The 11,628-nt window shown below is 64.3% G+C and carries 11 protein-coding genes; 2 read left to right on the top strand and 9 right to left on the bottom strand.

Annotation, left to right across the window (positions count from 1 at the left end):
- Positions 1-285: 285 nt before the first annotated feature.
- The 7 genes from AC1DS5_RS11125 to AC1DS5_RS11095 form a co-directional block, all read right to left on the bottom strand.
- Positions 286-2,142 carry a glycoside hydrolase family 15 protein gene (locus tag AC1DS5_RS11125; RefSeq protein ID WP_477718316.1) on the bottom strand — a complete coding sequence of 619 codons (1,857 nt, stop codon included), beginning with the start codon at positions 2,140-2,142 and terminating at the stop codon, positions 286-288.
- Positions 2,139-2,921: a trehalose-phosphatase gene (gene otsB, locus AC1DS5_RS11120; protein ID WP_477718315.1), complete on the bottom strand. Its 783-nt coding sequence runs from the start codon at positions 2,919-2,921 to the stop codon at positions 2,139-2,141. Before otsB ends, AC1DS5_RS11125 begins: the two co-directional genes overlap by 4 nt.
- A gap of 130 nt (positions 2,922-3,051) precedes the next feature.
- On the bottom strand, positions 3,052-4,425 hold the full coding sequence (locus AC1DS5_RS11115) for a multifunctional CCA addition/repair protein (RefSeq protein ID WP_477718426.1): 1,374 nt from the start codon (positions 4,423-4,425) through the stop codon (positions 3,052-3,054).
- A gap of 59 nt (positions 4,426-4,484) precedes the next feature.
- A complete protein-coding gene (locus AC1DS5_RS11110) occupies positions 4,485-4,991 on the bottom strand; it encodes a hypothetical protein (RefSeq protein WP_477718314.1) in 507 nt (168 codons plus the stop codon).
- A 222-nt stretch (positions 4,992-5,213) separates the two neighbouring features.
- A complete protein-coding gene (locus AC1DS5_RS11105; RefSeq protein WP_477718313.1) occupies positions 5,214-5,519 on the bottom strand; it encodes an NIPSNAP family protein in 306 nt (101 codons plus the stop codon).
- A 22-nt stretch (positions 5,520-5,541) separates the two neighbouring features.
- Positions 5,542-6,234, bottom strand: a complete 693-nt coding sequence (locus tag AC1DS5_RS11100; protein ID WP_477718312.1) for a glutathione S-transferase family protein — start codon at positions 6,232-6,234, stop codon at positions 5,542-5,544.
- Between the two features lie 355 nt (positions 6,235-6,589).
- A complete protein-coding gene (locus tag AC1DS5_RS11095; protein ID WP_477718311.1) occupies positions 6,590-7,546 on the bottom strand; it encodes a complex I NDUFA9 subunit family protein in 957 nt (318 codons plus the stop codon).
- A 197-nt stretch (positions 7,547-7,743) separates the two neighbouring features.
- Here AC1DS5_RS11095 and AC1DS5_RS11090 point away from each other — a divergent pair, with 197 nt between their 5' ends.
- On the top strand, positions 7,744-8,187 hold the full coding sequence (locus AC1DS5_RS11090) for a hemerythrin domain-containing protein (protein ID WP_477718310.1): 444 nt from the start codon (positions 7,744-7,746) through the stop codon (positions 8,185-8,187).
- Positions 8,188-8,217: 30 nt separating this feature from the next.
- Here AC1DS5_RS11090 and AC1DS5_RS11085 read toward each other — a convergent pair whose 3' ends face one another.
- Positions 8,218-8,802, bottom strand: coding sequence for a YdeI/OmpD-associated family protein (locus AC1DS5_RS11085; RefSeq protein WP_477718309.1), 585 nt, complete (start codon positions 8,800-8,802; stop codon positions 8,218-8,220).
- A gap of 277 nt (positions 8,803-9,079) precedes the next feature.
- The gene (locus AC1DS5_RS11080; RefSeq protein ID WP_477718308.1) at positions 9,080-9,556 is read right to left on the bottom strand and encodes an acyl-CoA thioesterase; all 477 of its coding nucleotides are present in this window, start codon (positions 9,554-9,556) and stop codon (positions 9,080-9,082) included.
- Between the two features lie 67 nt (positions 9,557-9,623).
- Here AC1DS5_RS11080 and AC1DS5_RS11075 point away from each other — a divergent pair, with 67 nt between their 5' ends.
- Positions 9,624-11,480: an ABCB family ABC transporter ATP-binding protein/permease gene (locus tag AC1DS5_RS11075; RefSeq protein WP_477718307.1), complete on the top strand. Its 1,857-nt coding sequence runs from the start codon at positions 9,624-9,626 to the stop codon at positions 11,478-11,480.
- Positions 11,481-11,628: the final 148 nt, after the last annotated feature.

Below are 11,628 nucleotides of genomic sequence, written 5' to 3'. Positions count from 1 at the left end.
GGGCCGTTTTTTCCTTGGGGCGGCCCGGCGGAAAAAGCGCGTTCATCGATGAAGTGATCTTGCTACGCTTAGCAGGGGCCGCGGGTCCGGCTTCGCCGGCCCGCAGGCGCCGCCCCCTGCAAGGGGGGCAGGAGCTACACGCAGTGAGCCGCCGACGGGGGTGTGCATATTTTCGGGAGCCGGATCGACTCAGCAGGGGCCGCTGGTCCGGCTTCGCCGGCCCGCAGGCGCCGCCCCCTGCAAGGGGGGAGGAGGCTACACGCAGTGAGTCCTCAACGGGGGTGTTCATATCTGTGAATCCCAAGGCGCCGAGAGCCGGACCGCCGCATTGATGATGCCCACCATGGAGTAGGTTTGCGGAAAGTTGCCCCACATCTCGCCCGTGGTCGGGTGCGTGTCTTCGGACAGCAGGCCCACATGGTTGCGCGCCGCCAGCATGGTTTCAAAAATCTCGCGCGCCTGCGCCTTGCGCCCAATCCGCGCCAGCGCATCAATGCGCCAGAAGGTGCAGATGTTGAAGGCGGTCTCGGGCTTGCCGAAATCATCGGGGGCTTCGTAGCGGCGCATGTAGGGGCCGTCGCACAAATGGGTTTCCAGCGCGTCGACGGTGGCAATGAAGCGCGGATCTTTCGGGTCGATGAAGCCCACTTCAATCATCAGCAGCACACTGGCGTCCAGGTCGCGGCCGCCAAAGCTCTCGGCAAAGGCCTGGCGTTCCTCGCTCCAGGCCTTCCGCAAAATGTTCTCCTGCATGCGCTGTGCATGGTCCTGCCAGTAAGCCGCCCGCTCGGGCAGCTTGAGCACCAGGGCGATCTTGGCCAGCCGGTCGCAGGCCGCCCAGCACATCAGGGCCGACGAGGTGTGGACGCGCGCGCGCGTGCGCAGCTCCCACATGCCGGCGTCGGGTTGGTCGTAGGTGCGCGCGGCCTGCTCGCCCACCGCCTCCAGCCGCTGGAACTCGGCCAGTCCGGCTCGGTGCAGCAGGCGGTGGTCGTGAAAGGCCTGCGCCGCACCGAGCACCACATTGCCATACACGTCATGCTGGAAATGCTCCTGCGCCTGGTTGCCCACACGCACGGGCCGCATGCCGCGGTAGCCGCCCAGATGGTCCATCACCGACTCGGGCAACTCGCGCTCCAGGCCAATGCCATACAGCGGCTGGATGTGCCCGCCGTTGGCCTGCACCACCACGTTGCTGAGCCAGCGCAGGTAGTCCTCCATGGTGCCGACCTCCGACAGGCCGTTGAGGGCGCGCACCACAAAAAAAGCATCGCGCAACCAGCAAAAACGGTAGTCCCAGTTGCGCTGGCTGCCCGGCGCCTCGGGAATGCTGGTGGTCATGGCCGCAACAATGGCGCCGGTGTCTTCGAAGAGGGACAGCTTGAGCGTGATCGCCGCGCGTATCACCGCTTCCTGCCATTCCAGCGGAATGTGCAGGCGCTGGCTCCATTTGCGCCAGTACGACACGGTCTCCTGCTCGAACAGCCGCGCTGTGTCCGCAATGCCCTCTGCCAGCGACTCGTCGGCGCCCAGCAGGAAGTTGTGCTCGCGGGTCAGCACGAAAGGCTGGCGGGCCAGCAGGTGCGACAGCGGAGCGTCCGTGTTCAGCCGCAGCGTCATCGCATCTCCCACATAACGCAGGTGGTTGCTGCCCTGGGTGATCAGCGGTGCACGCCGGCCCCAGTCAAAACGAATGTCGAGCGAGACGCGAATGCGCGGCGCACCAGAGAGGGGGCGCACGCGCCGCACCAGCGTCAGGGGCCGGAAGAAACGCGAGCGGCTGAAAAAACGCGGCGCGAAATCGGTGATTTCTATGCCTTGCCCGTTTTTGTCAAACAACTGGGTACGCAGCACGGCGGTATTGGGCTCATACCACTGCCTGGATTCGGCAAAATCCTCGATCTCAATGGAAAAAGCGCTGGGCAGCGTTTCGGCAGAGGGCGTGTTGCCATCGATCCGGCCGGTGCCGGGCTGCAGCAATGCGTTGAACACCGGGTCGCCGTCGAAGCGCGGCAGGCAGCACCAGACAATGCGCCCGCGGATGTCGATCAGCGCGCTGAACGCGCAGTTGCCGATCACGCCCATCGCGAGCGAGGGTTCGGCGGGCGGTACAAAGCGCGCGGAGTCGTTCGGGGCCGTCATGGGCTGGTCCCACGCCAGTGGTCCGATTCCTGGCAGGCGGCCTGCAGCCACTGCCGCAGTACGGCCGGCGCCGCGCAACGGTGCCTGGCCAGCGTGACGCCTTCGCCGACCTTGATGCCCTGGCCGCCGAGGAACTGCACGACGGAGAACCCGGCTTCGTCGGTCACATCGTCGCCCGCGAACAGGGGCAGGCGGCCCATAAACGGCATTTCTCCCATGAAAGCCTCAATGGCCGTTCCCTTGCTGACGCCGGCCGGTTTGATTTCAAACACACACTTGCCATGCAGCAATTCTGCGCCCGGTGTGCTGTTGGCCGCTTCCCGCATGACCCGCAGCACCAGCGTTTCGAGGTCGGGGGCCTGGCGGTAGTGCAGGGCGACGGCCGCGGACTTGATTTCGAGGTGCAGGCCGGGATGGCGTGCGGCCAGCGCCGCGGCCCGGCGCACCACCTCCTGCAGATCAGGGGCGGCGGCGCTGATGACCTGGCCATTCGCCTGGCGGCGTTGTGACCCGTGCTCGGCCGCCGCGGCCAGCTGCAGGGGTTCTAGAAACCGGTCGAGGTCCGTGAGGGTGCGCCCGGACACGATGGCCAGCGCGCCATTCAGCCGGACTGCGAGCTGGGTCAGGGTGGGGATCAATTCCGCGGTCAGCTGCACGGCGCCGGGCAGCGGCGCCAGGTCGGCCAGTGTCCCGTCGAAATCGAGAAAAAGCGCGGTCTGCGGCCCGATCAGGGGCAGGCGGGGCGAGCCCATTTGCAGGGGTGGATGGAAGAACTGCATCAGTACTCACCTTAGCAAAACCCTTGTGACATGGATGTAGGCCAGCTTCGCTTTTTCGTCTTCGTTTTTGTTTTTTGTGTTTTTTTCGTTAGAGGTAGCAGGTCACTCGGTCGCTCGGGGTTACTCGGAGTTACTCGGAAGTGCCCGCAGCAAAAAAGCCGGGGTTCTTGCCCACCGCAGCCACGCGCGCCTGGCGAATCATCTCGCCAATCTGCCTGCCATCCTGCCCGGCGGCCTGTGCGTCGGCGGCTACCTGGTGCGTGGCAACAGACTGGGCGACGGCGAGGGCATCCAGCAGCCGCTGGCGCTGGGGATACGGCGAATGCTCATACCCGAGACGGCCGCGGGCGTCGCACTCGCAGGCCAGCAGCACGTCGGCAAAGCGCTGGGGCTTGCGAAAGGCATCGCAGCGCTCCAGCAGGCGCACCACGGCCGCCGCGCCGAACCCGGCACTGCGGTGAATGTTGCCGTGCTCGCGTGCCACCACGTCGGCCAGCTCGCGGCATTCCACCGGCACGCGCAGGCGCTCGCATACGCCCTTGAGCAGGCGCGCACTGCGCTCCTCATGGCCGACGTGGCGTCCCAGCTGGGGGTCGGCCTCCATTTTCATGCGCCAGAATTCCGGCGACTGGGGTGTGCCTCCCTGCGCCGGCATGACACCGGCGCCAGGCGCCAGGGTCGTGCCCTTGCCCAGGTCGTGGCACAGGCAGGCAAAGCGCACGGGCAAGGATGTCTGGAGTTGCGCCGCCATGTCCATCACCATCATCAGGTGGACGCCGGTGTCGACCTCGGGGTGGTGTTCGGCGCGCTGCGGCACGCCCCAGAGCCTGGCGACTTCCGGCAGCAGCCTGTGCAATGCGCCGCAGTCGCGCAGCACGTCAAAGAGGCGCGAGGGCTTGTCTTCCATCAGGCCGCGGGCCAGCTCCTGCCAGACGCGCTCGGGCACCAGCGCATCGACTTCGCCGTCCTCCACCATGTCCCGCATCAGCGCCAGGGTTTCGGGCGCCACGGAAAAATCCGCAAACCGGGCGGCAAAGCGGGCCAGCCGCAGAATGCGCACCGGGTCCTCGCGGAAGGCGTCGGTTACGTGCCGCAAGACCTTGGCCCGAATGTCCCGCTGGCCGCCATACGGGTCGATCAGTGCCGCAAAATCAGCTTCAAAGGCGGGTGTGGCGCCGGTTGCGGCGCCTGCCGAACGGGCCGGAGCCGCGATGGCATTGATGGTGAGATCGCGCCGTGCCAGATCCTGCTCGAGCGTGACGTCCGGATCGGCATGCACCACAAAGCCGTGGTAGCCGCGCGCGGTCTTGCGCTCGGTGCGTGCCAGCGCGTACTCTTCGCGGGTTTCAGGGTGCAGAAACACCGGGAAATCCTTGCCCACCGGCTGATAGCCCAGGGCTACCAGGTCCTCGGGCGTTGCGCCCACCACCACCCAATCGTGGTCCTGCACCGTCAGGCCCATCAAGGCATCGCGCACCGCACCGCCGACCATGTAAATCTGCATGACCGAAGTGTAGGCCTTGCCCGGCCCACGCGGCAGGGGCGGCCGCGCGGCCCTTCTGCTCACGGCTGCTTGATCAGGATGAAGCTGCTGTCCAGGGCTGTGGGATAGCCCTGGGCGTCCTTGGCACTGCCCGCATCGCCAAACTGCAACAGGCCGCCGGTGACGAGCGCGAGGTCCTTGAAGCTCGGGAGGGTCGACGGCGTGATGGTGATCCTGTCAGACCCGGAGGGCCCCGATCCCGGGCTGTCGATGGCCACGCTTCCCGAGAGTTTCGGGACCGCGGTGGGACCCGAGAGCTTGACAACGTCGCAGCTGGAGGTGGCAAAAATGGTGACCGTCGTCGTGAAGGATCCATGGGTCGCGTTGATCTTGGTGGCCGTGAAGCTCGTCAGGGCGGAGACATTGACGCCGCTAACGACGGTGGCCTGGCAGTTGGTCCAGTTGCCAACGTATTTGTCGATCGGCTCGGAAGTTGTCAGTGTTGCCGTGCCGCCATCGCCTCCGCCGCAGGCCGCGACCAGAAAAGCCGCGCTTGCGACTGAAGACAACCAGGCCAGTCGAATCATGATGAACCCCTCGCTTGAAGTTGTTGACGGGAAAATTCATGCTAGGCCATAAATCGGGACTGCGCAATCAGACAGGATCGGGGCCTGGTACCAGGCGGTACGGCTCCTTGAAGTCCAGGAAGTCCCGGAAGTCTTTTTCCGCCAGTGCATCGTCAATCCACGCCTTGACGCCGGGCAGCGCGCTCACGCGAGCGACATATCTCTTCGCTCCTGCGGGTGGGGTCAGGAAAACACGGGGCGGAAAAAGCTGCGTTCGTAACTGATGATGCAGCCGGTGGCTTCTGCGTATTTGAAGGCGGCCTGGCAGTCCGCATCTTCAAAGGAGCGCTGGCGATAGCTTTCGTAGGCGGCCAGGCTGTCAAAGGTAAACAGCGCCAGCGCGATGTTGTTGGCCCCTTCGCTGGGCATGAAATAGCCGTGGTGTTTTCCGCCGAATTTTTCGACCAGCGGAATCCACAGTTTGCCGTAGTGCTCAAATTCCTTGAGCTTGGTGGCATCGAGTACGTAGCGCAGGTAAATGGTGACCATGAGAAGGCTTGCTTTCTGTGGATCAGCGTTTGATCCGATACGGTTCTTCAAAATCGCGGAAATCGTTTTCAGCCAGCGCGTCGTCGGTCCAGGCTTTCACGCCAGCCAGGGCGCTCAGGCGCTGGATGTAGGCCGTGATCTCAGCAGGAACAGGCAGGGCGTAGCTTTTCAGGCGCATGCAGACTGGGGCGAAGAACGCATCAGCGATGCTGAACTCACCAAAAAGCATGGGCTTCTGAACGTTTTTATGCTGCGCCAGCAGCTCGCTCCACATGGCGATGAGGCGCTGCACGTCGGCGCGCACGCCGGGCTTGTCGCGCCAGATCAGCTGGCCCACTTCGGGCAGGCTGGCCTCAATGTTCATGGGGCAGGCCGAGCGCAGGGCGCCAAAGCCGCTGTGCATCTCGGCGCAGATGCTGCGCGCCCGGGCGCGTGCCTGCAGGTCCTGGGGCCAGAGGTTTTTGTCAGGGAAGCGCTCGGCCAGGTATTCGGCGATCGCCAGGCTGTCCCACACCACAAACCCACCGTCGTCCAGGGCCGGCACCTTGCCCACCGGGCTCACGCTGCTGATCTTTTGCTTGAAGCCCGAACCGGCGTCAAACGAATCAAAGCGCACCTTGATTTCTTCAAAAGGAATGCCGGCCTGCCTGAGCAGCACCCAGGGCCGCATGGACCAGGAAGAGTAGTTTTTGTTGCCGATATAGAGCTTGAGCATGGAAATCCCCGATCTGCTGACGATGAAGGTCACAATGAAACGACAGGCGATGCTACAGGTACGCCAGTACACCATTGATGCAAAAAAATCGCCGGATTGATGCTACACGCAGTGAGCGAACATGAAGTGGTAGCTCTCCAGCCAGCAGGGGCCGCGGAACCGGCTTTGCCGGGCCGCAGGCGCAGCGGCCCCCTCGGGGGGCAGCGCAGTACACGCAGTGACAAGCGTGGGGGCTCTTCATCCCAGCAGGGGCCGCGGGACTGGCTTTGCCAGACCGCAGGCGCAGCGGCCCCCTCGGGGGGCAGGGAGCTACACGCAGTGAGCGACCGTGGGGGCCATTCAGGCGTGGGGGCCTTCAAGACCTTCCAGCCGTCTTGCGCTTGGCCGTCAGGCCGCCGCGCAGGCCCTGCCTGCCCAGGTAGGACGGGGCGATGGCACTCAGGGCGGTGGGCGTGATGCCCAGCGCCTTCAGGCCGGGCAGCTTGCCGCTGGCCACATTGTCGGTTTGCATGGCGTCCAGGTTGTCGCGGCTGAGCAGGGGCTCGCCGGGCAGCAGTTCCATCAGGCGCGCCTGCAGGCGTCCCAGCGGTGCCGGCAGTGCGATGACCGGCCGGCCCTTCCCGCCATCGATGCCGGCATAGCGGCCCGCCAGCTCCACCAGCTGCCGCAGCGTGAACACGTCGGGCCCGCAGGCTTCGTAGACCTGGCCAATGGAGCCGCCGTCCTGCAGGCAGCGCACCACGGCGCTGGCCACGTCTTCCACCCAGACCGGCTGGAAGCGCGCCTGGCTGGCGGCCAGCGGGACCACCGGAAACAGCTTTTGCAGCCGGGCAAAGGTGTTGAGGAATTTGTCTTCGGCGCCAAAGATCACGCTCGGGCGCAGCAGCGTCACATCCAGCCCGGCACTGAGCAGAACGGCCTCGCCGCGGGCCTTGCTGCGCTGGTACATCGATGCCGAGCTGATGGACGCGCCGAGCGCGCTGATGTGAACAATGCGCCGCAAACCAGCGGCCTCGCACGCACGCACCAGCGCCAGCGGCAACTGCACGTGGGCTTTTTCAAACGCGGCCTCCGTGCCGTGCAGGATGGCGATCAGGTTCACCACCGCGTCATGCCCGGCCAGCAGGGATGTCAGGGCGGCGGTGTCATGCACATCGATCTCGATCGCGTCCAGCATTGGCAGCGTCTGGAGGTGGCGGGCGTTGTCAATCCGGCGTGTCGCCACGGTCACGCGGCATTGAAGCTGGGCCAATTTCTCGCAGACATGGCGGCCCACAAAACCGGTGCCGCCGAGGATGAGAACTTGTTTCATAGACCTTAATTTAGCGCGTTTGGACAACTTTGCTTTAAAAAAATGATTTTTATCGTAAAAACGGTTTTGATACCGTTTTTTCGAGGGATTAAGCTATTAAATTGATAGCTGATTTGCAGGCCGGCGTCGAATCCTCTGTAGGCAAAAACCGCCATTTGCCTACACGCGCGGACAGGCAGGGTCCGGACAATTGCCGGATGAATATCTTTGAAGCACTGCGCATCAGCCACGAAACCCAGCGAGGCCTGGTGGACCACCTGATCAAGACCGAGGGCGACAGCCCCGAAAGGCACAGTCTCTTCCGGGAGCTCAAGCAGGAGCTGGCGGCCCACGCGGCCGCCGAGGAGCGCTTTTTCTATGTGCCGCTGATTGCCCACGACATGACACAGGCGCCATCGCGCCACGGTATCGCAGAGCATCATGAGATGGACGAGATGGTGGAGCAGCTGGAAGCAACGGATTTCACGTCACCGGGCTGGCTGGCCACGGCGAAAGAGCTGCACCACAAGATCCATCACCACCTGGAGGACGAGGAGCAGGGCATCTTCCAGCTGGCGGGCAAGGTGCTCACCGAGGCCGAGAAGCTGTCGCTGGCCAAAGGCTACGAGGGTGAGTTCGTCTCCCAGCGTGTCGGGGGCTGAGGCCTTCGCTGCAGGCCGGCGGGGGCCCGTTCAGGGATAAATTTTCTCTCCGCGGCTCAGCATCCCTGCGAATTGCAGGAGGCGGCGCTCCCGGGTCTCCTGCTTTTTCGCCGTCTGGAGCCGAAACAAGATGGCATAGCGGTTGCGTGAGTCGAGGGTTTCAAAAAAGGCTTTCGCCTGGGGCTCCTTGGCCAGCAAGGCTGCCAGGTCGTCAGGGACGGTCACCTTTGCTTGCCCGTCATAGGCCGCATCCCAGCGGCCATCGGCTTTGGCGCGTTCGATCTCGGCCAGGCCGGCGGCTTGCATGTGCCCGGCAGCCAGCAGCGCCAATGCCTTCTCACGGTTGATTTTGGACCAGATGCTCCTGGCCCGGCGCGGCGTGAATTTCTGCAGGAAGTATTGCGCGTCCAGGCTTTTGCGCTGGCCGTCTATCCAGCCCTGGCACAAGGCCGCTTCCAGCGCTTCGGCGTGGGAGATGGACGCCAGGCCCGAATCCTTCCTGGCCATCTGCAGCCAGACGCCCGGGCTGCTGGCATGGTGCCTGGCCAGCCAGTTCGTCCAGCATTTCCTGTTCTTGCAGGCAAGGATCGCCATGGCTTCGACGGGTTGGGTCATGGTGCCATTTTGCGCGAGCAAATGGCATACGGTTCATTCAGTTAGCACAGCGCGTGCAGTGCCGATCATCTCCTTTCCCCGCTGGGGGAAGGCCGGGATGGGGGCTCATGGCGTGGGCGTCGGGCCGCCGTGCTTGGCTGGCCGTCGCTGGCCCCCACCCCAACCCWCCCCCGGAAGGGGAGGGAGCTTCACGGGTCCTGGACTGAACCGTATTGGAGCAAATGGAGAAGGGGAGAAGGGGAGAAGGGAAAAGCGGGAAGGAGCGGGGGGCGGGAGGTCAGGTGCTGGCAATCTTGCGCGGCTTGCCGAAATCGTCGATCGCCACGTAGGTCAGGCTGGCCTCGGTGACCTTGATGTAGCGGCCCTGTGCGCGAAAGCGCTCGGCATACACCTCGACCTGCACCGTGATCGAGGTCGTGCCGATGCGGGTGAGGCTGGCAAAGAAAGACAGGATGTCGCCCACCCGGACCGGCTGCTTGAAGATGAACTGGTTGACCGCCACGGTCGCCAGGCGCCCGCCCGCGTGGCGCGCCGGTACCACGGAGCCCGCCAGGTCGACCTGGGCCATGACCCAGCCGCCAAAAATGTCGCCATTGGCGTTGCAGTCGGCCGGCATCGGAATCACCTTGAGAACGAGTTCCTTGTCGGTGGGCAACAGGACGCTGAGGGCGTCTGCAGCCTCGGCGGCCTCAGCGGCCGCCGCTGCGGCGGCTTTGGCGTGTATACCCGGGTTGGCGCTTGATTCGAAAGACATAGGCACAATCTTGTGTAGGAATTTAAACAACCAGGAGCCCATCGGGCTCTTGCCACGATTGTCACTCATGCGCTCCCGAGCTTCCACTGTCGATTCTTCCCTTCACCTGCCTGCTCCGGCCGGCTCCCCGCCGGCCGCCGCGGGGCGCTCGGACCTGGGGACGCTGAAGCGGCTTTTCCCGTATTTGTGGGAGTACAAATGGCGCGTCGTGGCGGCCCTGGCCTTCATGGTGGGCGCCAAGCTGGCCAATGTGGGCGTGCCGCTGCTGCTGAAAAACCTGGTCGACGCCATGAGCTTCAAGCCCGGCGATGTGCAGGCCGTGCTGGTGGTGCCGGCCGCGCTGCTGCTGGCTTATGGCCTGCTTCGCCTGTCGACCACCCTGTTCACCGAGCTGCGTGAGCTGGTGTTTGCCAAGGCCACGGAAGGCGCGGCCCGGCGCATTTCGCTGGAAGTGTTCCGGCATCTGCATGCGCTGAGCCTGCGTTTTCACCTCGAGCGCCAGACCGGCGGCATGACGCGCGACATCGAGCGCGGCACGCGCGGCGTGCATTCGCTCATCTCCTACTCGCTGTACAGCATCATCCCGACGCTGATCGAGGTCACGTTGGTGCTGACCCTGCTGGGCGTCAAGTTTGACGTCTGGTTTGCCGCCATCACCGGCATCGCGCTGGTGTTCTATATCTTCTTCACGGTCACGGTGACCAACTGGCGCACGCAGTTCCGCAAGACCATGAACGAGTTGGACTCATCGGCCCACAGCCGAGCCATCGACTCGCTGCTGAACTACGAAACCGTCAAGTACTTCAATAACGAGGAATTTGAGGCCGCGCGCTACGACGAGAACCTCAAGCGCTACCGCAAGGCCGCCATCAAGAGCCAGAACACCCTGAGCCTGCTCAACACCGGGCAGCAGCTGATCATTGCGATCGGGCTGATGGCCATGCTGTGGCGCGCCACGCAGGGCGTGGTCGATGGCCGCATGACGCTGGGCGACCTGGTGATGGTCAACGCCTTCATGATCCAGCTTTATATTCCGCTCGGTTTTCTGGGCGTGATCTACCGCGAGATCAAGCAGAGCCTGACCGACCTGGACAAGATGTTCACGCTGATGGAGCGGGAGCGGGAAATCGCCGACGAGCCTTCGGCGCTGCCGCTTCGCATCGACGCGTCGCCGGCGGTGCGTTTTGAAAATGTCAGCTTTGCCTACGAGCCGGCCCGCCCCATCCTGCACAAGGTCAGCTTTGAAATACCGCCGGGCAAGACGGTGGCCGTGGTGGGGTCGTCGGGCGCCGGCAAATCGACGCTGGCGCGCCTGCTGTTCCGCTTCTACGACGTGAGCAACCCGCACGAGGGCGGCCGCATCACCATTGCCGGGCAGGACATCAGGCACGTCACCCAGACCAGCGTGCGCCAGGCCATCGGCATCGTGCCGCAGGACACGGTGCTCTTCAACGACACGGTGGAGTACAACATTGCCTACGGCAAGCCGGGCGCCAGCCACGCCGAGGTGGAGGAGGCGGCCCGGGCGGCGCGCATCCACGACTTCATTGCCTCCACGCCGCTGGGCTACAAGACCATGGTGGGCGAGCGCGGGCTCAAGCTGTCGGGCGGCGAAAAGCAGCGCGTGGCCATCGCCCGCACGCTGCTGAAAAACCCGCCGGTGGTGATTTTTGACGAGGCCACCTCGGCGCTGGATTCGGCCAACGAGCGCGCCATCCAGGCCGAACTGCGCACCGCCGCGCAGAACAAGACCACGCTGGTCATCGCGCACCGGCTTTCCACCGTCGTCGAGGCGCACGAGATTCTGGTGATGGACAGCGGGCGCATTGTGGAGCGCGGCACGCACGCTCAGTTGCTCGAGATGGAAGGTGCTTATGCGCGCATGTGGGCGCTGCAGCAGAATTCCTCAGAGGCTTACGCGTAAATCGGCAATTCATCGGCATGTAGCGGCGGAAGTTTGCTATTTAATTGATAGCTGACTGCAGATCCGCAAGACCCTGCCACCCCTCCGGGCGCCGGGGCCCATGGGAATCCCCGTAGCGCCGGGTCCTCGCGGGGCTCGCATAATCCAA

Source organism: Polaromonas sp. P4_H1, assembly GCF_056400945.1.
This window is presented reverse-complemented; position numbering and strand designations above follow the sequence as displayed.

Excerpts from the sequence above, each read along its gene's own strand:
- AC1DS5_RS11100 (WP_477718312.1), bottom strand. The coding sequence starts at position 6,234 with ATGCTCAAGCTCTATATCGGCAACAAAAACTACTCTTCCTGGTCCATG.
- AC1DS5_RS11110 (WP_477718314.1), bottom strand. The coding sequence starts at position 4,991 with ATGATTCGACTGGCCTGGTTGTCTTCAGTCGCAAGCGCGGCTTTTCTG.
- otsB (WP_477718315.1), bottom strand. The coding sequence starts at position 2,921 with ATGCAGTTCTTCCATCCACCCCTGCAAATGGGCTCGCCCCGCCTGCCC.
- AC1DS5_RS11125 (WP_477718316.1), bottom strand. The coding sequence starts at position 2,142 with ATGACGGCCCCGAACGACTCCGCGCGCTTTGTACCGCCCGCCGAACCC.
- AC1DS5_RS11085 (WP_477718309.1), bottom strand. The coding sequence starts at position 8,802 with ATGACCCAACCCGTCGAAGCCATGGCGATCCTTGCCTGCAAGAACAGG.
- AC1DS5_RS11080 (WP_477718308.1), bottom strand. The coding sequence starts at position 9,556 with ATGTCTTTCGAATCAAGCGCCAACCCGGGTATACACGCCAAAGCCGCC.
- AC1DS5_RS11105 (WP_477718313.1), bottom strand. The coding sequence starts at position 5,519 with ATGGTCACCATTTACCTGCGCTACGTACTCGATGCCACCAAGCTCAAG.
- AC1DS5_RS11115 (WP_477718426.1), bottom strand. The coding sequence starts at position 4,425 with ATGCAGATTTACATGGTCGGCGGTGCGGTGCGCGATGCCTTGATGGGC.
- AC1DS5_RS11075 (WP_477718307.1), top strand. The coding sequence starts at position 9,624 with ATGCGCTCCCGAGCTTCCACTGTCGATTCTTCCCTTCACCTGCCTGCT.
- AC1DS5_RS11095 (WP_477718311.1), bottom strand. The coding sequence starts at position 7,546 with ATGAAACAAGTTCTCATCCTCGGCGGCACCGGTTTTGTGGGCCGCCAT.
- AC1DS5_RS11090 (WP_477718310.1), top strand. The coding sequence starts at position 7,744 with ATGAATATCTTTGAAGCACTGCGCATCAGCCACGAAACCCAGCGAGGC.